At 66.4% G+C, this 22,791-nt stretch carries 20 protein-coding genes; 13 read left to right on the forward strand and 7 right to left on the reverse strand.

Annotation, left to right across the window (positions count from 1 at the left end; all coding sequences use genetic code 11):
- The coding region (locus tag EWH21_RS04935) for a transposase (protein ID WP_277700592.1) at positions 1-124 on the forward strand (124 nt) is incomplete at its 5' end.
- Between the two features lie 81 nt (positions 125-205).
- On the opposite strand, the gene EWH21_RS04940 is transcribed toward EWH21_RS04935, so the two are convergent.
- On the reverse strand, positions 206-3,235 hold the full coding sequence (locus EWH21_RS04940) for an FAD-binding and (Fe-S)-binding domain-containing protein (RefSeq protein WP_277699951.1): 3,030 nt from the start codon (positions 3,233-3,235) through the stop codon (positions 206-208).
- 142 nt (positions 3,236-3,377) lie between these two features.
- Here EWH21_RS04940 and EWH21_RS04945 point away from each other — a divergent pair, with 142 nt between their 5' ends.
- The 6 genes from EWH21_RS04945 to EWH21_RS04970 all read left to right on the forward strand — a co-directional run bounded on the left by EWH21_RS04945 (position 3,378) and on the right by EWH21_RS04970 (position 10,014).
- Positions 3,378-4,268 (forward strand): LysR substrate-binding domain-containing protein, encoded by an 891-nt coding sequence (locus EWH21_RS04945; protein WP_134676945.1) that lies wholly within the window; start codon positions 3,378-3,380, stop codon positions 4,266-4,268.
- Positions 4,269-4,510: 242 nt separating this feature from the next.
- A complete protein-coding gene (locus EWH21_RS04950) occupies positions 4,511-5,950 on the forward strand; it encodes a cytochrome ubiquinol oxidase subunit I (protein ID WP_277699952.1) in 1,440 nt (479 codons plus the stop codon).
- Between the two features lie 2 nt (positions 5,951-5,952).
- Complete coding sequence (gene cydB, locus EWH21_RS04955) at positions 5,953-6,960, forward strand: cytochrome d ubiquinol oxidase subunit II (protein WP_037046165.1); 1,008 nt, start codon at positions 5,953-5,955, stop codon at positions 6,958-6,960.
- A gap of 76 nt (positions 6,961-7,036) precedes the next feature.
- The gene (locus tag EWH21_RS04960) at positions 7,037-7,183 is read left to right on the forward strand and encodes a DUF2474 domain-containing protein (protein ID WP_277699953.1); all 147 of its coding nucleotides are present in this window, start codon (positions 7,037-7,039) and stop codon (positions 7,181-7,183) included.
- 69 nt (positions 7,184-7,252) lie between these two features.
- On the forward strand, positions 7,253-8,695 hold the full coding sequence (locus tag EWH21_RS04965; RefSeq protein WP_152487853.1) for a TldD/PmbA family protein: 1,443 nt from the start codon (positions 7,253-7,255) through the stop codon (positions 8,693-8,695).
- On the forward strand, positions 8,695-10,014 hold the full coding sequence (locus EWH21_RS04970) for a metallopeptidase TldD-related protein (protein ID WP_277699954.1): 1,320 nt from the start codon (positions 8,695-8,697) through the stop codon (positions 10,012-10,014). Before EWH21_RS04965 ends, EWH21_RS04970 begins: the two co-directional genes overlap by 1 nt.
- A 59-nt stretch (positions 10,015-10,073) precedes the next feature.
- Here the strand turns inward: EWH21_RS04970 and EWH21_RS04975 are convergent, their stop codons facing one another.
- Positions 10,074-11,198, reverse strand: a complete 1,125-nt coding sequence (locus EWH21_RS04975) for a methyltransferase (RefSeq protein WP_277699955.1) — start codon at positions 11,196-11,198, stop codon at positions 10,074-10,076.
- A gap of 68 nt (positions 11,199-11,266) precedes the next feature.
- Between EWH21_RS04975 and EWH21_RS04980 the strand changes: the two genes are divergently transcribed.
- Entirely contained in the window at positions 11,267-12,043 is a 777-nt protein-coding gene (locus tag EWH21_RS04980) for a ferredoxin--NADP reductase (RefSeq protein ID WP_134676939.1), read from the forward strand.
- Here EWH21_RS04980 and EWH21_RS04985 read toward each other — a convergent pair whose 3' ends face one another.
- Entirely contained in the window at positions 12,044-13,072 is a 1,029-nt protein-coding gene (locus EWH21_RS04985; protein ID WP_037046186.1) for a hemolysin family protein, read from the reverse strand.
- 171 nt (positions 13,073-13,243) lie between these two features.
- Between EWH21_RS04985 and EWH21_RS04990 the strand changes: the two genes are divergently transcribed.
- Both EWH21_RS04990 and EWH21_RS04995 read left to right on the forward strand, forming a co-directional pair.
- Positions 13,244-13,486 carry a DUF465 domain-containing protein gene (locus tag EWH21_RS04990; protein WP_037046189.1) on the forward strand — a complete coding sequence of 81 codons (243 nt, stop codon included), beginning with the start codon at positions 13,244-13,246 and terminating at the stop codon, positions 13,484-13,486.
- 79 nt (positions 13,487-13,565) lie between these two features.
- Positions 13,566-13,844, forward strand: a complete 279-nt coding sequence (locus EWH21_RS04995) for a DUF465 domain-containing protein (RefSeq protein ID WP_037046191.1) — start codon at positions 13,566-13,568, stop codon at positions 13,842-13,844.
- 15 nt (positions 13,845-13,859) lie between these two features.
- On the opposite strand, the gene EWH21_RS05000 is transcribed toward EWH21_RS04995, so the two are convergent.
- Positions 13,860-14,354 (reverse strand): GNAT family N-acetyltransferase, encoded by a 495-nt coding sequence (locus tag EWH21_RS05000; protein ID WP_152487858.1) that lies wholly within the window; start codon positions 14,352-14,354, stop codon positions 13,860-13,862.
- A 93-nt stretch (positions 14,355-14,447) separates the two neighbouring features.
- Between EWH21_RS05000 and radA the strand changes: the two genes are divergently transcribed.
- Together radA and EWH21_RS05010 are read left to right on the forward strand one after the other, a co-directional pair.
- Entirely contained in the window at positions 14,448-15,806 is a 1,359-nt protein-coding gene (radA, locus tag EWH21_RS05005; protein WP_037046196.1) for a DNA repair protein RadA, read from the forward strand.
- Positions 15,807-15,922: 116 nt separating this feature from the next.
- The gene (locus tag EWH21_RS05010) at positions 15,923-16,069 is read left to right on the forward strand and encodes a hypothetical protein (RefSeq protein ID WP_167494354.1); all 147 of its coding nucleotides are present in this window, start codon (positions 15,923-15,925) and stop codon (positions 16,067-16,069) included.
- Positions 16,070-16,074: 5 nt separating this feature from the next.
- Here EWH21_RS05010 and EWH21_RS05015 read toward each other — a convergent pair whose 3' ends face one another.
- Positions 16,075-16,446 (reverse strand): PilZ domain-containing protein, encoded by a 372-nt coding sequence (locus tag EWH21_RS05015; RefSeq protein WP_277699956.1) that lies wholly within the window; start codon positions 16,444-16,446, stop codon positions 16,075-16,077.
- A gap of 164 nt (positions 16,447-16,610) precedes the next feature.
- Between EWH21_RS05015 and EWH21_RS05020 the strand changes: the two genes are divergently transcribed.
- Positions 16,611-17,117 carry a DUF3015 domain-containing protein gene (locus EWH21_RS05020; protein WP_037046200.1) on the forward strand — a complete coding sequence of 169 codons (507 nt, stop codon included), beginning with the start codon at positions 16,611-16,613 and terminating at the stop codon, positions 17,115-17,117.
- Between the two features lie 69 nt (positions 17,118-17,186).
- Here EWH21_RS05020 and glyA read toward each other — a convergent pair whose 3' ends face one another.
- Both glyA and EWH21_RS05030 read right to left on the reverse strand, forming a co-directional pair.
- Positions 17,187-18,440, reverse strand: coding sequence for a serine hydroxymethyltransferase (gene glyA, locus EWH21_RS05025; RefSeq protein WP_277699957.1), 1,254 nt, complete (start codon positions 18,438-18,440; stop codon positions 17,187-17,189).
- Positions 18,441-18,560: 120 nt separating this feature from the next.
- Positions 18,561-22,781 (reverse strand): EAL domain-containing protein, encoded by a 4,221-nt coding sequence (locus EWH21_RS05030; RefSeq protein ID WP_277699958.1) that lies wholly within the window; start codon positions 22,779-22,781, stop codon positions 18,561-18,563.
- Positions 22,782-22,791 lie beyond the last annotated feature (10 nt).

Raw genomic sequence — 22,791 nt, forward strand, 5'->3', positions numbered from 1 at the left:
CACCAGCGTCCTGGAAGGCGTGAACAACCGCATCAAGGTGATCAAGCGGATGGCCTATGGCTTCCGGGACTCTGACTATTTCTTCCTGAAAATCAAGGCCGCCTTCCCCGGGAAAGCGCGATGAACCTTTTTTTTGCCCTGCTGCAGCGCTCAGCCCGGTGCGAAGCCGTACAGCCTCGCGGGTGTCTTGCCGCAGCGTGGCGCCCTAGCCGCGCGCGCGCAGGTGCTCCAGCAGCGCTTCGATCGGGTGGCGCAGGCGCTGCTGGCGCAGGCGCTGGGTCTGGCTGCGGCAGGAGTAGCCGGTGGCCAGTGCTTCGCCGGCGTCCTCACGAGCCAGGGCCGGCTCCCAGGACTGGGCGAAGATCGCCCGTGACGTCTCCAGGTTGCGCGCCTCGTGCCCGTAGGTGCCGGACATGCCGCAGCAGCCGGTGGCCTGTGTCGCCAGTTGCAGGCCGGCCTGGCGGAACACCTGGCCCCACAGGGCCGTGGCCGCGGTGGCGTTGGTCTTCTCGGTGCAGTGTGCCAGCAGCCGGTAGCTGCCGCTCGGCGCCTCGGCGTCGCTGCTCGGCAGTACCTCGGCCAGCCATTCCTGCGGCAGCAGCACCGCTGGGCAGTCGAGGCCGTCGAGCTTGGCGTATTCCTGGCGGTAGACCAGGGTCATGGCCGGGTCCAGGCCCACCAGCGGAATGCCGAAGTTCGCCAGTGCCTGCAGGCGCCGGGCATTGCGCCGGGCGGTGCGGGCGAAGGCGCCGAGGAAGCCCTGAACGTGCAGCGGCTTGCCGTTGGCCGAGTAGGGCGCCAGCAGTACCCGATAGCCGAGGCGGCTGGCCAGTTCGATGAAGGCGGCGAACACCGGCGTCTCGAAGTAGCGGGTGAAGGCGTCCTGCACCAGGATCAGGCTCGTGGCGCGCAGGCTCTCGTCCAGTTCGGCCAGGCGCTTTGGCGTCGCCGTCTGCACGGCGAAGCGCCGGCAGGTGGCGCGAAAGTCGAAGTCGCTGAGCCTCGGGCTGTCGACCATGCCCAGGCGCTCGGCCAGCAGCGTATTGACCAGGCGCGAGCCCATCGGCGCGTTGTACAGCCAGGGCAGGTGGGCCAGCAGCGGCAGGCTGAACTCCAGCGAGCCGATCAGGTAGTCGCGCAGCGGGCGCAGGTAGCGGCGGTGGTAGAGCTCGAGGAAGCGCGAGCGGAATTCCGGCACGTTGACCTTGATCGGGCATTGCCCCGCGCAGGACTTGCACGCCAGGCAGCCGGCCATGGCGTCGTAGACCTCGTGGGAGAAGTCGTCGCCACCCTGGCGGCTGTTGCGCCAGCGCTCGGGCAGCGTGCGCAGGAACTGCAACGGGCCGCTGGCGACCGGGGCCAGCACGTCGACGCCGGCCAGGCCCTGCAGGCGCAGCCATTCGCGGATCAGCGAGGCGCGGCCCTTGGGCGATTGCACGCGTTCGCGGGTGGCCTTCCAGGACGGGCACATGGCGTCGTTGGGGTCGAAGTTGTAGCAGGCGCCGTTGCCGTTGCAGTGCACGGCGCTGCCGTAGCTCTGCCACACGCGCTCGTCGATCTGCCGGTCCAGGTCGCCGCGCATCACCACTTCGTCGATCTTCAGCAGGGCTTCGTCACTGCCCAGCGGCGTGGCGATCTTGCCCGGGTTGAGCTGGTTGTGCGGGTCGCAGGCGTGCTTCAGCGCCTGCAGCGACGGGTACAGCTCGCCGAAGAAGGCCGGCGCGTATTCCGAGCGCACCCCCTTGCCGTGCTCGCCCCAGAGCAGCCCGCCGTAGCGCTGGGTCAGCTCGGCCACGGCGTCGGAGATCGGCCGTACCATGGCCGCCTGGGCCGGGTCCTTCATGTCCAGTGCCGGGCGCACGTGCAGCACGCCGGCGTCGACGTGGCCGAACATGCCGTAGGCTAGGCCGTGGCCGTCGAGCAGGGCACGGAACTCGGCGATGAACTCGGCGAGATGCTCCGGCGGCACGGCGGTGTCTTCGACGAACGGCTGCGGGCGCACCTCGCCCTCGACGTTGCCGAGCAGGCCCACCGCGCGCTTGCGCATGGCGTACACGCGGGTCACGGCGGCGCGGCCTGTCGCCAGGGTGTGGCCCAGGCGCTGCACGCTGCTGTCGTGCTGCAGGTGCCGGGCGAAGGCGGCGACGCGGGCGTCGACTTCCTCCGGCTCATCGCCGCTGAATTCCACCAGGTTGATGCCCAGGGTCGGGATGTCCGGATTCTGCGGGAAGTACTCGGCCACGCCATGCCAGACGATGTCCTGCATGGCCAGCAGGAGCACCTTGGAGTCCACCGTCTCGATCGATAGCGGCTGATGTTCGAGCAGCGCGCGGGCATCGCGCAGGGCGTCCATGAAGCTGGCGTAGCGCACGTTGACCAGCACCGAGTAGCGCGGGATCGGCAGTACGTTGAGCTTGGCCTCGACGATCAGCCCCAGCGAGCCTTCGGCGCCACACAGCACGCTGTTGAGGTTGAAGCGCCCGTCGGCCTCGCGCAGGTGCGCCAGGTCGTAGCCGGTCAGGCAGCGGTTGAGCTTGGGAAAGCGCGCCTCGATCAGCTCGGCCTTCTCGCGCTGGATGGCTTCGGCGCAGCGGTACAGCTCGCCGATCCGGTCCTGGCGCGCCAGCTGCTGGGCCAGTTGCTCGTCGTCCAGTGCGGCACTGCGCAGGCGCTCGCCGCCGAGCAGCACGCTGTCGAGTTCGAGCACATGGTCGCGGGTCTTGCCGTAGGTGCAGCTGCCCTGGCCGCTGGCGTCGGTGTTGATCATGCCGCCGATGGTGGCGCGGTTGGAGGTGGACAGCTCCGGGGCGAAGAACAGGCCGTGCGGCTCGAGGGCGGCGTTGAGCTGGTCCTTGACCACGCCGCTCTGCACCCGCACCCAGCGCCCTGCAGGGTTGATCTCGAGAATCCGGTTGAGGTGCCGCGACAGGTCCACCACCACGCCGTCGGTCAACGACTGGCCGTTGGTGCCGGTGCCGCCGCCGCGCGGAGTCAGGCGCACGCTGCGATGGGCCGGTTCGGCGGCGACACGGGCCAGGACCTGCACGTCTTCCGCATCCAGCGGGAACACCGCCGACTGCGGCAGGCGCTGGTAGATCGAGTTGTCGGTGGCCAGTACCGTGCGGCTGGCGTGATCGCGGGCGATCTCGCCGCGGAAGCCGGCGCCGCGCAGGGCGTCGAGAAAGGCCAGGTAGGGGGCCGCCGGTGCGGCGGGCGTGGGAATGCGGGCAATCATGGTCGGTTCTCGGCAGATGGCCGTTCAAACCTTCTGAATGCGAAGGGCTACGGCTCGGTATCGTTATGGATAATGTCGATTTTCCAAGGGCCATGACCGTGCTACAAGGGTATTTTTCGCGATCAATTCATGAGGAATATGAATGAATCACCGGCGCCTGACGCCTTCGATGTCGCTGCTGCTGGCCTTCGAGGCCGCTGCCCGGCACGAGAGCTACACCCGTGCAGCCAGGGAGCTGTCGCTGACGCAGAGTGCGGTCAGTCGTCAGGTGCAGGCGCTGGAGGCGCAGCTGGGCGTGCGCCTGTTTCGCCGCGAGGGGCGCAACATCGTGCTGACCGACGTGGGCCGGTTGTACCTGCGCGAACTCGGCGATGCCCTGGCGCAGATCCGCAGCGCCACGCTGCAGGCGGTGGCCTATGGCTCCGGCATGGGCACCTTGCGCCTGGCGCTGTTGCCAACCTTCGGCTCGACCTGGCTGCTGCCCCGGCTGAATCGCTTCTACGCGGCCAACCCCGGCGTGCAGGTGCATGTGCATTCGCGTATCCAGGCGGTGGATTTCGCCGACGGCGAGATCGACGCCGCGATCACCGTCGGCAGCGGCGACTGGCCGGAACTGGTGGTGCACCCGCTGCTGGAAGAAACCATGGTGGTGGTCGCCAGCCCCGCGCTGCTGGCGGCGGGCGAGGTGGTCGACGCCGAGACCATCGCCGCGCAGACGCTGCTGCAGGTGGCCAGCCATCCGCCGCTCTGGGCCAGCTGGTTCGCCCGCCATGGCCTGGCGCCGGAGCGCATGCGCAGCGGGCCCAACTTCGAGCTGACCTCGCACCTGTTGCAGGCAGTGCGTAGCGGTATCGGCGTGGGCCTGGTGCCGCAGTTGCTGGTGGAGGACGACGTGCGTCATGGCCATCTGCTGCGCGTCGGCGAAGCGATTCCCAGCCAGCGCACCTACTGCCTGACCTATCCGCCGCGCAACGCGGTGCTGCCCTCGCTCAAGGCGTTCCGCCAGTGGCTGCTCGCCGAACTTGGCCGTTGAGCGCGGCACCTGTGGCGGCCTGTCACGCGGCAAATCACCACAGCGCCAGGTGGCCCGTTAGCGGCTAGTCTTTCAACGTGCATTGATCCAGATCAATGCCGCGTTTCGCGCGTCGTCTCCAGCGGCTTGCCGGCCGTTGCTCATTTCATAAGAACAATTCCAGCGCGTTCGACTCCAACACTCGGAGTCTATGGCTCGGCTTTGCGTGCCGGGGCCGAGATAACCCTGAATGAGGATGTAACATGTTCGGCCTAGAGGCGCTCGATCTCGCCCGAATCCAGTTTGCCTTCACCATTTCGTTCCACATCATCTTTCCCGCCATCACCATCGGTCTGGCCAGTTATCTGGCCGTGCTCGAAGGGCTGTGGCTGAAGAGCGGCAACACCGTGTACCGCGACCTCTACCACTTCTGGTCGAAGATCTTCGCGGTCAACTTCGGCATGGGGGTGGTCTCCGGCCTGGTCATGGCCTATCAGTTCGGTACCAACTGGAGCGCCTTCTCCGACTTCGCCGGGGCGATCACCGGACCGTTGCTGACCTACGAGGTGCTCACCGCGTTCTTCCTCGAGGCGGGCTTCCTCGGCGTCATGCTGTTCGGCTGGAACCGCGTCGGCCCGGGCCTGCATTTCTTCTCCACGGTGATGGTGGCCATCGGCACGCTGATCTCGACCTTCTGGATTCTCGCCTCCAACAGCTGGATGCATACCCCGCAGGGCTTCGAGATCGTCGACGGGCGGGTGATTCCGGTGGACTGGTTCGCCGTGGTGTTCAACCCGTCGTTCCCCTATCGCCTGGCGCACATGGCCACGGCGGCCTTCCTCGCCACCGCCTTTTTCGTCGGTTCGTCGGCGGCCTGGCACCTGCTGCGCGGGCGCGACAACCCGGCGATCCGCAAGATGCTCTCGATGGCGGTATGGATGGCGCTGCTGGTGGCGCCGGTACAGGCCTTCATCGGCGACCTGCATGGCCTCAATACGCTGAAGTACCAGCCGGCGAAGATCGCCGCCATCGAAGGCCACTGGGAGAACGTCGGTGACGAGCCGACGCCGCTGATCCTCTTCGGCTGGCCGGACATGCAGCGCGAGGAGACGCGTTTCAAGGTGGAGATTCCCGCGCTCGGCAGCCTGATCCTGACCCACAGCCTGGACAAGCAGGTACCGGCGCTCAAGGAATTCGCCCCGGAGGACCGGGCCAACTCCACAATCGTCTTCTGGACCTTCCGCATCATGGTCGCCATGGGCCTGCTGATGATCCTGGTCGGCCTCTGGGGCACCTGGCTGCGGCGCGGCGGGCGCCTGTTCCAGTCGCGGCCGTTCCTGCACCTGGCGGTGTGGATGGGACCCTCGGGGATCATCGCCATTCTCGCCGGCTGGTACACCACCGAGATCGGCCGCCAGCCGTGGATCATCCATGGCCTGATGCGCACCGCCGATGCTTCGTCCGGGCACAGTGCGGCGCAGATGGGCATCACCCTGGCGCTGTTCGTGCTGGTGTATTTCGTGCTCTTCGGCGCCGGTATCGGCTACATGCTGCGCCTGGTGCGCAAGGGACCGAAGATCGACGAGGGCAAGGACAGCACCGAAGGCGGGCCTGGCCAGCCGCGGACCCCGGCACGGCCGATGTCCGCTGCGGAAGAAGGCCTGGAAGACGGTGAAACCGACAGCTTGCCGGAGAGGAACTGAACATGGGTATCGACCTTCCGCTGATCTGGGCGGTGATCATCGCCTTCGGTGTGATGATGTACGTGGTGATGGATGGCTTCGACCTCGGCATCGGCATCCTCTTCCCCTTCGTCCGTGACGACGGCGAGCGCGACGTGATGATGAACACCGTCGCGCCGGTCTGGGACGGCAACGAGACCTGGCTGGTGCTCGGTGGCGCGGCGCTGTTCGGCGCCTTCCCACTGGCCTATGCGGTGGTGCTGGATGCGCTCTACCTGCCGCTGATCCTGATGCTGCTGGGGCTGATCTTCCGCGGTGTGGCCTTCGAGTTCCGCTTCAAGGCCAAGGCCGCCAAGCGGCATCTGTGGGACAAGGCCTTTATTGGCGGTTCGCTGACCGCGACCTTCTGTCAGGGCGTGGCGCTGGGCGCCTATATCGACGGTTTCGAAGTGGTCGATCGCACCTTCGCCGGTGGCGCCTTCGACTGGCTGACGCCGTTCTCGGTGTTCTGCGGGCTGGCCCTGATCGCGGCCTACGCGCTGCTCGGCTGCACCTGGCTGATCATGAAGACCGAAGGCCGCCTGCAGCAGCAGATGCACGACATGGCGCGACCGCTGGTGCTGGTGTTGCTCGGCGTGACGGCCATCGTCAGCCTGTGGACGCCGTTCGCCCATGCGCCCATCGCCGAACGCTGGTTCAGCCTGCCCAACCTGTTCTGGTTCATGCCGGTACCGGTGCTGGTGCTGCTGTGCACCTGGGCGCTGCTCAAGGCGGTGGCCGACAACGCGCACTATTCGCCGTTCGTGCTCACCCTGGTGCTGATCTTCCTCGGCTACAGCGGCCTGGGCATCAGCCTGTGGCCGAACGTCATCCCGCCGTCGATCAGCATCTGGCAGGCCGCTGCACCGCCGCAGAGCCAGGGCTTCATGCTGGTGGGGGCGCTGTTCATCATTCCCTTCATCCTCATGTACACCGCCTGGAGCTACTACGTGTTCCGCGGCAAGGTCACGGTGGATGATGGCTACCACTGAGAATCTGCGCGAAGCCTGCTGCGCTGGCAGCGGGCTCCGGCGGGTGGCGCGTTGAATCGAGGGCGAGAGAGGCGATATGACCGAAGTCGAAGAGAAGAAGCCGCTGTGGCAGCGCCTGGGCTGGCTGGTGCTGATCTGGGCCTGCAGCGTCACTGCCCTCGGCGCGGTGGCCTGGCTGCTGCGCCTGTTCATGAGCGCAGCGGGGCTGGGCACGCCGGGCTGAGGGCGCAATTGATCCTCTGCCGGGTTGTTCCCATACTGGCCGTCTCTGGTCGTTTGCCAAGGAGGCCCGATGTTCGCCCTCAGCGACACCCTGCAGCGGCGCTTTGCCGCGCTGAAATCCACGGCTGACTTCTGGGCGCTGCGTCATGTCCAGGAAGGCCGGGAGTCCTACTGGGTACGCCGGCGCGTGGCGCAGGCACCGTCATTCTCGCTGGACGGCGGCGCCATGCTCACGGTGCGTATCGCGGGCGTCGAGGCCTATGCGGCGACCAGCGACATCAGCCAGTGCGGCCTGCAGGACGCGCTGGAGCGGGCCGAGGCGATTGCCCGTGCCCTGGCTGGCCGGCACTTGCTGGACGTGCTGGCGCAGCCGGTGCCGCAGGCGTGCGCCGATGACGTCATGCCGGGCTACGCACAGTCGCCGGCGCAACCGGCGCACTGGTTCGACTGGCTGCTCAGCGAGGCAGCGGGCATCCCGCAGGACAGCCGGCTGGTGGACAGCCACCTGGGCCTGGTCTTCACCGATCACCAGCAGATCTACCTCAACAGTGCAGGGGCCCGCCTGCGCCGTGCTCAGCGCTACGTGTTCCCGCAGGTGGGCGTGACCGCCAGCGACGGCAACGACAGCCAGAGCCGCAGCTTCGGCGGGACCCACCTGGCGCGCCAGGGTGGCGCCGAGGTGCTTGGGCAACTGGGGGTGCCCGGCAGCGCCGCGCGCATCGCCGACGAGGCGCTGCAATTGCTGCTGGCGCCGAACACGCCCAGCGGTGCGCGCGACCTGTTGCTGCTGCCGGACCAGATGATCCTGCAGATCCATGAATCCATCGGCCATCCGCTGGAGCTGGACCGCATCCTCGGCGACGAGCGCAACTTCGCCGGCACCAGCTTCATCCGCCAGGAGGACTTCGGTCACTACCGCTACGGCTCGCCCCTGCTCAACGTCAGCTTCGCTCCGGATGTCCCCGGCGAGCTGGCCAGCTACGGCTTCGATGATGACGGCACGCCCGCCAGGCGCGAGCTGCTGATCCGCGACGGCATTCTCCAGCGCCCCCTCGGCGGCGCGCTGTCGCAGTGGCGCAGTGGCCTGCCGGGCGTCGCCAACAGCCGTGCCTGCAGCTGGAACCGGCCGCCGATCGATCGCATGGCCAATCTCAATCTGGAGCCGGGCGACAAGCGTCTGGACGCGCTGATCGGTGGCATCGAGCGGGGCATCCTGATGAGCAACAACCGCTCCTGGTCCATCGACGACGCGCGCAACAAGTTCCAGTTCGGCTGCGAGTGGGGTCAACTGATCGAGAACGGTGAGCTCAAGGGCGTGGTGAAGAACCCCAACTATCGCGGCATCAGCGCGCAGTTCTGGCGCAACCTGCGGGCGGTGGGCGATGCCAGCACCTTCGAGGTGCTGGGCACGCCCTACTGTGGCAAGGGCGAGCCCAATCAGGTGATTCGCGTCGGTCATGCCTCGCCGGCCTGCGTGTTCGCTGACATCGATGTGTTCGGAGGGGCGGCCTGATGCGCGCGCGTGAGCATTTCAACGGGCTGCTCGCCTTCCTGCAGGAGCAACTGGCCGGTGAAGAAGGCTTCACCCTTGGCTACAACGCCGAGGACTCGGCCTTCATTCGTTTCAATCAGGGCCGTGTGCGCCAGGCCGGTACGGTACGCCAGGTGTACGTCACCCTGGCGCTGTACCGGGGCCTGCGCCATGCCGAGAGCAAGCTGGCGCTCAGTGGCGAGCGGGAGGCCGACCTGCCGTTGCTGCAGCAGGCTGTGCAGCAGTTGCGCGCCATCCTGCCGGGCCTGCCCGAAGATCCGTATCTGCGCCTGAACCGCGAGGCCTGGCGCAGCGAATCGAGCGACGCGGTCGCGCCGCAGGATGCCGCCGCCATGGCCGTGCAGATCAGCGAGCTGGCGCAGGGTCTGGACCTGGTTGGCTTTCTCGCCGCCGGGCCGCAGTATCAGGGCTTCGCCAGCTCCTGGGGGGCCTTTGGCTGGCACGTGGCAAGCAGCTTCAATCTCGAGTTCAGTCTGTTCCACGGCAACGCGCAGGCGGTGAAAAGCACCTACGCCGGCGAGCGCTGGGATGCCGAGGTCTTCGCCGGCAAGCTGCATGGCGCGCGCCAGCAACTGGCCTACCTCGGGCGACCGCTGCGGGCGCTGGCGCCGGGGGACTATCGCGCCTACCTGAGCCCGGCGGCGCTGGAGGAGCTGTTCGGCCTGTTCTGCTGGGGCTTCGGTGCGCAGGCGCTGGCCTCAGGTGGCAGCCCGCTGCAGCGCCTGTTCAGCGGCAAGGCCGCGCTCAGCCCCTTGTTGAGCATGGATGAGCGTATCGAGGGCGGCCTGGCGCCGGCGTTCACCCGCGAAGGGCCGCGGCAGGCCGTGACGCTGATCCGTGCCGGGCAGCCCGGCGAGCGCCTGGTCAGCTCGCGCAGCGCCGCCGAATACGGCCTGACCGCCAACGGCGCGTGCAGCGGCGAATACCCCTTGTCGCTGCGCGTGCACGGCGGCGAACTGGAGGAAGGCGAGGTGCTGGCGCGCCTAGGTAGCGGTCTGTACATCGGCAACCTGTGGTATTGCAATTTCTCCGACCTGCCGGCCGGGCGCCTGACCGGCATGACCCGCTTCGCCACCTTCTGGGTCGAGGACGGCGAGATCCAGGCCCCGGTCAGTACCATGCGCTTCGACGACTCGCTGTTCAGCTTCTTCGGCGAGCATCTGGAGGCGCTGGGCCGAACGCCCGAGCTGCTGCTGCCCGGAGGCACCTACGGCGCCCGCCAGACCGGCTCCATGGCGCTGCCCGGTGCCTTGCTGTCGCGCTTCACCCTGACGTTGTAGGTCCTGCGCGTGCCCCGGATTGCATCCGGGCTACGGAGAGCGTCGGGGCTGCGCGGCGCTTACTTGCTGGCCTTGAGCACGACGAACTTCGGCGTGGCCGCGACCTGCTCGACGCCACGGAACAGGCGCTTGAGCTTGGCGTGATAACCGAGATGACGGTTGCCGACGATCCACAGCTCGCCGCCCGTTACCAGCGCGGCGCGGGCCTGCTGGAACATGCGCCAGGCGAGGAAGTCGCCGACCACCTGCTGCTGATGGAAAGGCGGGTTGCACAGCACCAGGTCCAGCGAGTCGGCCGGCTGCTCGGCCAGGCCGTCGCCCGCACGGATGATCGCCGGCCGTTCCCCCAGCGCCGCGCGCCAGTTTTCCTGCGCCGATTGCACGGCCATGTACGACTCGTCCACCAGCGTCAGTTCGGCCTGTGGATTGTTCAGGGCATAGGCGATGCCGAGCACGCCGTTGCCGCAACCGAGATCGGCCACCCGGCGCGCATCGAGGTGCTGCGGCAGGTGCGGGAGGAACGCCCGGGTGCCGATATCCAGGCCTTCGCGGCAGAACAGGTTGGCGTGGTTGACCAGCTCCAGCGCGGGGGTGTCCAGGCGGTAGCGTGTCGGGTAGGGCGAGCTCGCTGCGCCTTTGTCGGCGACGCTCACCTGTAGCAGGCGCGCCTTCTTCACCGCCAGTGAGGCCTGCACCGGGCCCAGGTATTTCTCCAGCAGATCGCCAGCGGCACGTGGCAGGTGCTTGACCATGGCGCCGGCGACCACCCGCGCGCCGGGGGCCAGCTGACCATGCAGGCGAATCAACTGTTCTTCGAGCAGGGCCAGGGTCTTGGGCACGCGGATCAGCACCCAGTCGAACGGGCCTTGCGCACTGGCGCTGGCCGGAACGAAGCTCACCGCGTCCGCACTGAGGCCATTGCTGGCGAGGTTCCTGGTCAGGGCGAGAAAGCCCAGGTGCGAGTCGCTGCTGCTGGTCACCTGGCAGTGGCTCGCCAGCGAGCAGGCCAGGGCGCCGAAGCTGTCGTTGAGCAGCAGCACCCGGGTGTCTGCCTGGATGCCCTGCTCATGCAGATGATTGAGCAGGTACTCGTCGGCAGCGTCGAAGGCTTGCAGCGGCTCGTTCGGCTGGTGCGGCTGGCGCAGCAGGTCGAGGCTGGCGAAGGGGGTATCGAGAGTAGGCATGCAAACCTTCGGTGTTTGTCGTCGGCCGATTGCGCCAGACTGGGCGGGTATTCGATGAGGAGGCGATTATGACCGTCAGCGAAGACAAGTTCACCCGTCAGACACTGCTGGACGTGCAGGGCCTGACACCGAGTCTGTTTACCCTGCGCACCACACGCGCTGCCGGCTTCCGCTTTCGCGCCGGGCAGTTCGTGCGTCTCGGCGTGGAGAAGGCCGATGGCACGCAGGTCTGGCGCGCCTACTCGCTGGTATCCGCGCCGCACGACGAGTTCCTCGAGTTCTTCTCCATCGTGGTGCCGGGGGGCGAGTTCACCAGCGAGCTGAGCCGTCTGCGCGCTGGCGACAGCCTGCTGGTGGAACGACAAGCCACCGGCTACCTGACGCTGGACCGTTTCGTCGACGGCCGCGACCTTTGGTTGCTGGGCAGCGGTACCGGTATCGCGCCGTTCCTGTCGATCCTCCAGGACTTCGAGGTGTGGCAGCGTTTCGAACGCATTGTGCTGGTGTACAGCGCGCGCACCCGCGCCGAACTGGCCTACCAGTCGATGATCACGGGATTCGCCGGCCTGGAGCACCTGGCCGAGTTCGCACACAAGCTCACCTACCTGCCGGTGGTGACGCGCGAGCCGGCGGCGGGCTGCCTGGGGGCGCGCATCACCGAACTGCTCGACAACGGCGAACTGGAGCGCGCGGCGGGCCTGCAACTGACGCCCGAGGACTCGCGGGTGATGATCTGCGGCAACCCGCAGATGATCGACGATATCCGCCAGCGCCTGAAGGCCCGTGGCCTGAACCTGAGCCTGACCCGGCGTCCGGGCCAGGTGGCGGTGGAGAACTACTGGTGATCAGTCCTCTGCGCGGATCGCCTTGATGCGATGCTCCCAGCGGCGCTTGGCGAAGCGGCGCATGTTGGGGATGTCGTCGGTCTCGTCGAGGATCGGCTTGCCGATGATGGTTTCCATGATGTCTTCCAGCGTCACCAGGCCGCGCCAGCTGCCGAACTCGTCGTACACCAGGCACATGTGCTGACGCTCCTGCATCAGCTGGGTCATCAGGTTCTCGGCGTTCATGCTTTCCGGCACCACCTTCAGCGGTTTCATGATGCTGGTCAGCGCTGCCGAATCATCCTCGGCGGTCAGGGCGTCGTAGCGAAACACCACGCCCAGCGGCGACTCGTCCTCGCCGATCACCGGGTAGCGGGAGAACTGGCTCAACCGGGCGCGGGCCTTGAACGCGGCGATGGACTCGTCCGGCGCGGCCGATTCGCAGACGATGCGCGGGGTCATGATGTCGCGCAGTCGAATCTCGTGCAGGTCGAGAATGTTGCCGATCACACGCTGCTCGTCCTCGTCGAGCGAGCCCACTTCGCGGCCGAGCAGGGTCAGGGCCTTGATCTCCTGGCGCACGTCATGCTCCGGCTCCTTGCCGCCGAACAGGCGCATGATCAGGTCGGACATGAAGATGAACGGCTTGAGCAGCAGGATCATCGCCTGCAGCAGACCGGGCAGGAAGGGCGCGAAGGTACGCCAGTAGCGTGCACCGATGGTCTTCGGCAGGATTTCCGAGAGCACCAGGATCAGCAGGGTCATGATCGCCGAGGCGGCACCCAGGTAGCCATCGCCGAAGACAATGGTCACCTGCGCGCCGACGCCTGTGGCGCCGACCGTGTGGGCAACGGTGTTCAGCGTGAGAATGGCCGCCAGCGGCTGGTCGATCTTGTCCTTGAGCGCCTTCAGGCGTTCATACAGGCGCGGTCGTTCGAGCTTCTGCTGAGCGATGTAGCTGGGCGTGAGGGAGAGCAGCGCGGCTTCGAGGATGGAACAGATGAACGAAACCAGGATGGAGAGGACAGCGAACGCTATCAGGAGTGTCATGTAGGGGTGTTGGTAACCAAGGGCCTGCCAATTTAACGGAAAACAGGCTGCGCAATGCGCGCAAGCTGCAACATTTCATTTCCTCTCGGTGCCTGCTGCGCTCGTGTGGCGGGGCTACGCCTGGCGCAGCTTCGACTAGGCTGAATAGGACGATCTCCGGGAGGGTCCTCCATGCCGCTTGAACATCACCCGCTCAACCGAGAATTTCCGCAGCAGCACGATGCGTTGCGCAAGCTGATGCAGAGCGACGCGCGCTTCGCCAGGCTGGCGGAGGAGTACGAGGCACTGGACAAGCGCATCTACGAGATAGAGGACGGCCGTTCGGTCGCCGATGATCTGATGCTGCAGGGGCTCAAGCTACAGCGCGTCGGCCTCAAGGACGAGATCGCGGACCTGCTGCACGGGGCTACCTGATGGGGGCTTGATCAGGGTCAAAGGCGGGGCGACGGCGGCGGGCTAGGCTGCGATCAACACCTTAGCCAGGAGCTGCACCATGCACGTCGATCATCACCCCCTGATCCATGATTTCCCCGAGCATCGCGACGCCCTGCAGCGCCTGCGCCAGGGCGATGCGCTCTTCGCCAGGCAGGCCGAGGAGTACGAGGTGCTGGACAAGCGCATCTGCCGGATCGAAGACGGCATCGAGTTGCTCGACGACGTTTCCCTGCAGGCGCTCAAGCTCAACCGCGTCGCGCTCAAGGATGAACTGGCTCGGCAGCTCAAGCGTGCCAGCGGGCAGTGCTGCGGTTGCGGCAACGGTTGCAAGGACTGAGCCCCGGCCCAGGTCTCAATGCACCGGCGGGTTGATCAGGTAGGTGAGCAGCCCGTCCGCTTCATCCTCCGTCCAGATCGCCCGCGCGGGTCTGGGCCACTCGCTCAGCAGCCGTTGCCAGAAGGCCCGGGCCAGTTCGTCCTGGCAGTAGTAGCGCAGCAGCCAGGGCTGGCCATCGCCCATCAACTGCTGCACCAGCGCACGGCCGATACCCCGACGGCGGTACTTCTTCAGAATGAACAGGTCGGCGAACTCCGGGGCGTCGATGCCGGGTAGCTCGCTGCGCTCGATCAGCACGAAGCCGGCGATGAAGCCGTCGGCGAGGACCAGCTGTGCGCTCCAGCCGGCGTCCTGCCAGTAGCGTTGCAGGTGCGGCTCGTGGATGTAGAAGCGTCCGTCGGTTTCCACGTCCTCCTGCTCCCAGTCGGAGCTTTCGTAGGCATAGAACTGGTACAGGTTGGCGAGCAGCGGAAGCTGTTCGGCGCTGGTGGGCAGCAGTTCGATCTGCATGAGCGTATCCACGTGAAATAGACCTGGTCTGTAAATTTATCCAGTTGTTCGGTATCGTTCCAGCCTTCGTTGAACAGGCAGGACGACTACCCCATGGCCAAGGCAAAACGCATGTACGGCTGCACCGAGTGCGGCGCCACCTTCCCGAAGTGGGCGGGGCAGTGTGGTGAGTGCGGCGCCTGGAATACCCTGGTGGAAACCGTGGTCGAGGGCGCCACGCCCAGTGGGCGCAGCGGCTGGGCGGGTGACAAGGCCAACATCAAGACCCTGGCCGAGGTCAGCGTCGAGGAGATTCCGCGTTTCTCCACCGCCTCCAGTGAGCTGGACCGGGTGCTGGGCGGCGGCCTGGTGGATGGCTCGGTGGTGCTGATCGGCGGTGATCCGGGCATCGGCAAGTCGACCATCCTGCTGCAGACCCTGTGCAATGTCGCCCAGCGCTTCCCGGCCCTGTACGTCACCGGCGAGGAGTCGCAGCAGCAGGTGGCCATGCGCGCCCGGCGCCTGGACCTGCCGCAGGACAAGCTCAAGGTGATGACCGAGACCTGCATCGAGTCGATCATCGCCACCGCCCGTCAGGAAAAGCCCAAGGTCATGGTGATCGACTCGATCCAGACCATCTTCACCGAGCAGCTGCAGTCCGCGCCGGGCGGCGTTGCCCAGGTACGCGAGAGCGCGGCGCTGCTGGTGCGCTTCGCCAAGCAGAGCGGCACGGCGATCTTCCTGGTCGGCCACGTCACCAAGGAAGGCGCGCTGGCCGGCCCGCGGGTGCTGGAGCACATGGTCGATACGGTGTTGTATTTCGAGGGCGAGTCCGACGGGCGCCTGCGCCTGCTGCGCGCGGTGAAGAACCGCTTCGGCGCGGTGAATGAACTGGGCGTGTTCGGCATGACCGACAAGGGCCTAAAGGAAGTCTCCAACCCCTCGGCAATCTTCCTCACCCGTGCCCAGGAGGCGGTGCCCGGTAGCGTGGTGATGGCCACCTGGGAGGGCTCGCGGCCGATGCTGGTGGAGGTGCAGGCGCTGGTCGACACCAGCCACCTGGGCAACCCGCGCCGTGTCACCCTGGGCCTGGACCAGAATCGCCTGGCGATGCTCCTGGCCGTGCTGCATCGCCATGGCGGCATCCCCACCTACGACCAGGACGTGTTCCTCAACGTGGTCGGCGGGGTGAAGGTGCTGGAAACGGCGTCGGATCTGGCGCTGATGGCGGCGGTCATCTCCAGCCTGCGCAACCGCCCGCTGCAACATGACCTGCTGGTGTTCGGCGAGATCGGCCTGTCCGGCGAGATCCGCCCGGTGCCCAGTGGCCAGGAGCGCCTCAAGGAAGCGGCCAAGCATGGCTTCAAGCGCGCCATCGTGCCCAAGGGCAATGCGCCGAAGGAAGCGCCGGCAGGATTGCAGATCATCGCGGTGACGCGCCTGGAGCAGGCGCTGGATGCGTTGTTCGAGTAGCTTCGGGGCTGCGGCGTTCTGCCGCGAGGGGGCTCTGGGCGGAATTGACCGGGATCAATAGGTAGCAGGCTACCTACGCGCAGCATGAAGGTGTATCCAACCAAGGAGACACCCTCATGTTCCTGTTCTTCGATTTCTTTTCCCGTGCTTTCAACTTCGACGCCAAGGCTGTCGAGTCGCGCGATGCTCGCCGCGAGGCGCAGCGTCTCCAGGCGCGACGTCAGCGCCGCGAGCAGGCCGAGGCTGCCTGCCTGCGTCACTGATCGGCTCAGTCGCCTTCGCCCAGTGCCGCCAGTTCGCGCTCCAGCAGCTCTTCATCGCCAAGGTTGAGTTCGACCAGGCGGCGCAGGTGGCTGATGGATTCGAGGTCGATATGGCGGCAGACGAAGCCGAGGTAGTGAGGCTGCGTACGGGTCAGCACCACCTCCATCTTCACCCGGGCTTCGCCGCCCAGTTCCACCAGCGCCTCGAACGGCTGATCCGGGTCACCGCTCCAGTCGCGCGGCGTCCTGATCAGCAGGCCTTTGAGTGAGATGTCGTGCAGCGCTGCCTTCCATTGCCGCTCACCCTGGGCGATTACGGTGGGAGCGTCGAAGGCGATGCGCTGGAAGCGCCGACGCTCATTGGCTGGTTCACTCATGCCCATGCTCCTGAGGTGTTTACATCACTATAGTCAAGGCTGTTGGTCGTGTGATGTGCGCCACGTCGTGGCTCACGACAGATACACATCAGTTTGACAGGTGGGCAAGTGTCGCCAAAGCTCCTTATGCGGTTTTTACTACTCGATATTGCGGAGCGATAGATATGAGCAAGCGACTGCTGGGCAAGGGTTTGGTCTTTGGCCTGTTGAGTATGGCCAGTGTTGGCGCATTCGCCGACGCAGCCGGTGGCAATGGCTGCGGCTGGGGCAACATGTTGTTCGAAGGGCAGCGCGGCATGGCGCCGCACTTCCTGGCTACCACCACCAACGGCACCTCGGGCAATGCCACCTTTGGCATGACCTCCGGTACCAACGGCTGCGACACCAGCGGTGCGCTGGGCTACAACGGTCGCTCCATGCTGGCGATGAACGGCATGCTCGACTCCATCGCCGAAGACATGGCGGTCGGTGAGGGCGAGGCGCTGGATGCCTACGCCACCCTGCTGGGTGTGGAGGCCAAGGACCGTGCACACTTCGCCAAGGTCACCCACGACAATTTCGGCAGCATCTTCAGCCAGGCCGACGCCACCAGCGAGCAGGTACTGGCCGCCACCCTCGACGTGATGAGCCGCGACGCCCAGCTGGCGCGCTATGTGAAACAACCGGCCTGACGTGCTGCGTTGAATCCCAGGCAAAAAGAAGCCCGCCGATCGGCGGGCTTCTTCATTTCAGGCTGAGCCTCAGTTGCCGTAGACCGGGAAGCGGGCGCACAGGGCCTTGACCTGCTCGCGCACGCGGCCTTCGACTTTATCGTTGCCGATATTGGCCAGCACTTCGCAGATCCAGCCTGCCAGCTGGCGGCACTCGTCTTCCTTGAAGCCGCGAGTGGTCACGGCCGGGGTGCCGATGCGCAGGCCGGAGGTGACGAACGGCGAGCGCGGGTCGTTCGGCACGCTGTTCTTGTTCACGGTGATGTAGGCGCGGCCCAGGGCGGCGTCTGCGTCCTTGCCGGTGATGTCCTGCTTGATCAGCGACAGCAGGAACAGGTGGTTCTCGGTGCCGCCGGAAACCACGTCGTAGCCGTTTTCGATGAACACCTGAGCCATGCTCTGGGCGTTCTTGATCACCTGGGCCTGGTAGGCCTTGAACTCGGGCTGCAGCGCTTCCTTGAAGCACACGGCCTTGGCGGCGATGACGTGCTCCAGCGGGCCGCCCTGGCCGCCTGGGAAGACGGCGGAGTTGAACTTCTTCTCCAACTCTTCGTTCTTGCGCGCCAGGATCAGGCCACCGCGCGGACCGCGCAGGGTCTTGTGGGTGGTGGTGGTGACCACGTCGGCGAACGGCACCGGGTTCGGGTACAGGCCGGCGGCGACCAGGCCGGCGACGTGGGCCATGTCGACGAACAGGTAGGCACCGACCTTGTCGGCGATGGCGCGGAAGCGTGGGAAGTCCAGTACCTGCGAGTAGGCGCTGAAGCCGGCGATGATCATCTTCGGCTTGTGCTCGACGGCCAGGCGCTCGACTTCGTCGTAGTCGATCAGGCCCTGGTCGTTGATGCCGTACTGCACGGCGTTGTAGATCTTGCCGGAGAAGCTGACGCTGGCGCCGTGGGTCAGGTGGCCGCCGTGGGCCAGGCTCATGCCCAGCACGGTGTCGCCAGCGTTGAGCAGGGCCATGTACACGGCGCTGTTGGCCTGGCTGCCGGAGTGCGGCTGGACGTTGGCGTAGTCGGCGCCGAACAGTTCCTTGGCACGGTCGATGGCCAGTTGCTCGACCACGTCGACGTACTCGCAGCCACCGTAGTAGCGCTTGCCCGGGTAGCCTTCGGCGTACTTGTTGGTCAGCACGCTGCCCTGGGCTTCCATCACCGCCGGGCTGGTGTAGTTTTCCGAGGCGATCAGCTCGATGTGCTCTTCCTGGCGCTGAGCTTCCTGCTCCATCGCGGCAAAGAGTTCGGCGTCAAAACGAGCGAGATTCAAATCACGGCTGAACATGGCAATCCCCTGAAAACCAGTTGGGCGGAAGAAATTAAGGGGCGGATTCTACCGCAAAGGTCGCATTCAGGCATATGAAGGTCGGTCATGAGGCAGACAAGTGGCCCTCATGCGCGTCGTTCAGATGAGCATGAACAGCTCGGCAGCGTTGAACTGGGCGCTGAACTGCTGGGCCTGCACCGGCCGCCCGAGCAGGTAGCCCTGCACCTCGTCGCAGCCGTGCTCGCGCAGGAAGTCCAGTTGTGCCTGGCTCTCCACGCCTTCGGCGATCACCATCATGTTCAGGCTGTGGGCCATGGCGATGATGGCGCGAGCGATCTGCGCATCCTGCTCGCCCTCCGGCAGGCCGTCGACGAAGCTGCGGTCGATCTTCAGCACGTCGATGGGGAACTGTTTGAGGTAGTTCAGCGAGCTGTAGCCGGTGCCGAAGTCATCCACCGCGATGCACAGGCCCAGGCGCTTGAGCTCGTGCAGCGTCTGCATGGCGCTGGTCACGTCGTGCATCAGGATGCTCTCGGTCAGCTCGACCTCCAGGCAGGCTGGCGGCAGCCCGGTGCGTTCGATGACGGCGGCGATGCGCGCGCTCAGGTCGCCTTCGGCGAACTGACGGGCGGAGAGGTTGACCGAGACCTTGGGGATGCGGATCTTCTCGTCATGCCAGGCCTTGAGCTGGCGGCAGGCTTCTTCCAGGACCCATTCGCCGACCTGTACCACCAGCCCGAGTTCTTCCAGCACCGGGATGAAATCGTCCGGCGGTACCAGGCCACGGCTCGGGTGGTTCCAGCGCAGCAGGGCCTCGACGCCGGTCAGGCGGCGGCCGTCGCCGGAGAACTGTGGCTGGTAGTGCAGGACGAACTGGCCCTGTTCCTGAGCATGGCGCAGGTCGCTCTCCAGCTCCAGGCGCTCCAGGGCGCTGGCGTTCATGTCGGCCTGGTAGAACTGGAAGTTGTTTTTGCCACGTTCCTTGGCGTGGTACATGGCGGTGTCGGCGTTCTTCATCAGCTGGCTCAGCTCGTCACCGTCCTGCGGGGCGAGGGCGATGCCGATGCTGGCCGTGACGAAGAACTCGCGTCCTTCGAGCACGAAGGGGCGTGCCAGGCTGGCGAGAATCTGTTCGGCGACATGGATGGCGCGGTTCAGTGCGCCTTCGCGGCTGGCGCGCGGTTGCAGCAGCAGGGTGAATTCGTCGCCGCCCATGCGCGCGACGGTGTCGTCACCGTCGACGCAGGCCGACAGGCGCACGGCCACGTCCTTGAGCATGCGGTCGCCGGCCGCGTGGCCCAGCGAATCGTTGATCGGCTTGAAGCGATCGAGGTCGAGGAACATCAGCACCACCCACTCGTCATGCCGTTCGGCATGTTGCAGGGCGCTGTGCAGCCGGTCCTGGAACAGCGTGCGGTTGGGCAGGTGGGTGAGGGCGTCGTAGTAGGCCAGGCGGTGGATACGCTGCTCGCTGGCCTTGCGCTCGCTGATGTCGCTGAAGAAGCACACGTAGCTGACGAGGTCGCCTTCCTCGTCGTGCACCGCGGTGATGCCGACCCAGGCCGGGAAGTTCTCGCCACCCTTGCGCTTGAGCCAGACCTCGCCCTCCCAGCTGCCGCGCTGGTTGAGCTGGCCGAGGATGTACTGCATGTGCGTCGCCTGCTGGCGATCGGCGGTGAGCATGCCGGGCAACTGGTCGAGCACCTGGCCGGCGGAATAGCCGCTGACCCGGCTGAACGCCTTGTTGACCTGAACGATGTAGCCGGCCGGGTCGGTCACCAGGATCGCGGCAGTGGAGTGTTCGAAGACCGTCGCCGCCATGCGCAGGTCCTTTTCCGCGCGGCGCTGCTGGCTGATGTCGCGGCCCACGCCGAGGATGCCCTCGAAGCGACCGTTCTCGTCCCACATCAGCACCAGGCGCAGCTCCACCGGGATCTTGTGGCCGTCGGCGCGCAGGCAGTCGAACACGAACAACTGGTCCGGCAGTTCGTCGCGCAGGCGGTTGAGGCGATCGCGTTCGCCGAGTGCATCGCGAATGCGTTCGAGCAGGTGGTTGAGGCCGACCAGTTGCTGCGGGTTGGCGGCCATGTTGGCGAAACCGTTGGCCATGACCCAGTTGACGGAGTAGCCCAGCACCGGTTCGACAGAGGGGCTGACGTAGTTCAGCGCCAGGCTGCTGTCGGTGGAGAAGATCACGTCGCTGATGCTCTCCGCCAGCAGGCGATAGCGCTGCTCGCTGTCGCGCAGTGACTGGTTGCGCTCGATCTGTTCGGTGATGTCCTTGGCGACGCCGATCAGGCGGCTTACCCGGCCCCGCTCATCGCGCGCCAGGGCCTGCTCGCGGATGCTGAACCAGCGCCACTGGCCGTCGCGGTGGCGCCAGCGCAGCACCGACTCGAGCAGCAGGCCGTCGCCGACCACTTTCTGCAGGTTGCGGATACGCCAGTAGTAGTCGCTGTCGTCCGGGTGCAGCACCTGCTCCCAGAAATCCTCGCGCATGCTGCGCAGCTCGGCCTTGCTGTAGCCGAGTTGCAGGCCGAGGCTGTGGTTGCTGAACAGCACCTGGCGGTTCTGCATGTCATGCACGTAGAGCAGGTCGGGTACCGAACGTACCACCTCGGACCAGAAGCGCTCGCGTTCGATCAGCGACAGCTCGATGCGCTTGCGGCTGGTGATGTCGCTGATGCTCAGCGTCACGGCCTGGTAGTCCTGGATCATCTCCGGCAGGCGCAGGACCAGCCAGACATGGCGCTGCAGGCCCTGCGCGGTGACCAGCTGGGTCTCCAGCTCCACCAGGTTGGGACCTTCGAGCACGGCGACCGCCAGCCGGTAGCGCAGGTCGTCCGGCCTGATCGGGCCGCTGTCGATCAGCTGATGCCAGGCCTGCTCGATGGATTTGACGCCGAGCAGGTTGAGCGCCACCTGATTGGCCTCGGTGATGCGCAGTTGATCCAGCAGCAGTGTGTGGTGCTGGGCATCGGCTTTCAGCCAGCGCTGGAGGCCGGCGGCATCGCGCAGCTTGTTCTGCAGCAGCAGGCTGCGCAGGCCGGAGAGGTCGAGCACGCAGAGGGCGACCCCGGTGCCGTCGAAGATGTCCTGATAGCGCCTGCGGGTCTCCTGCAGCACGCGCATCGCCTGCTGCTCGTCGGTCACGTCGCGCAGTACCCAGACGTAGCCACCCCTTGGCCCGGCGTCGCCGATGTCGCTGCGGGTCACGGCGAACAGACGGGCGCTGCCCTGGCGCTCCACCCGGACCAGCTCGGGGCCAGGGTCGCCGGCCAGCTGCGGGCTGTTGAGCAGCAACGGATCGAGGTCGGGCAGCAGGTCGAGCAGGTGCAGGTCCCAGGCGGCCTCGCTGCTGAGGCCGAACAGCGCCTCGGCCTGCGGGTTGAGGTAGCGCAGCTTGCCATCGGACTGGGTCACGAGAATGCGCTCTTCGACTGCCCCGAGCGCACTGGCGGCGCGATGCAGCGAGCGCCGCGATTCGGTGTTCAGGCGCTGCAGGCGGCGCTGCTCGCGTTGCAGGCCGTAGAGGGCGAGGAGCGTCAGCAACGAGCACAGGACGAACAGCAGGAACTTGCCGGCCAGCGCTGGCATCAGCTCGTTGCTGGCGCGATCGGCATCGAAGAGCGGGCGCAGCTGCCAGTCGCTGCCGGGCAGGGGAATCTGCGCGAGGCTCTGCGCCTGCTCGGCGCCGGTGACCGGTGCGATGCTGCCGGCCGCCTGCTGCAGGTGGTCGGCCCGGGCGATGACGCGCAGGCTCTGCTGGTCCTCGAGCAGCCAGTCGTGTTCGCTCTGGTGTTGCTCGCGCAGCCAGTTCCTCAGCGCCTTGGTGCTCATGCGCAGGACGCGATGGCTGCCGTCGGCCTGCCGCAGCAGCAGGTACAGGGCGCCGCCGTCCTGGGCACTGAAGGCGAAATGGTAGGCAGCCGAAGCGCTGCGCTGCAGCTGGTTGCGAATGAAGCTGCGGTCATTCGCACTGGCGAAGCTGTCGCTGAGCAACTGACCGTTGGCGTCGAACCAGGCCATGCTGCTGAGGGTCGGGAAAATGCTGCGCAGCGTGCCGAGCAGTTCGGCGTCACTGTGCTTGGCGTCCTCCGCGCTGTGCAGCATGGCCTGCCCGGCCTGGGCCTTCAGGCGCATGCTCAGGCTCAGGTGCTTGGCCAGCTGTTCACCGTAGCTGAGGCTGAGCTGCTTCTGACTGCCGAGCAGTTGCCGATGTTCCTGCACCAGTTGCCAGGCCAGCAGACCCAGAATCGCCAGCACCAGGACCACCAGCGCACGCCGCAGCGCTTCGCGACGCCTTGGCGCACGCGACTCGCCCGTGGGGGAGTTCGGCTGGGATGAGGGAGTCGACACGTTCTATGAG

The organism is Pseudomonas sp. REST10 (assembly GCF_029542605.1).
Lineage (GTDB): Bacteria > Pseudomonadota > Gammaproteobacteria > Pseudomonadales > Pseudomonadaceae > Aquipseudomonas > Aquipseudomonas khazarica.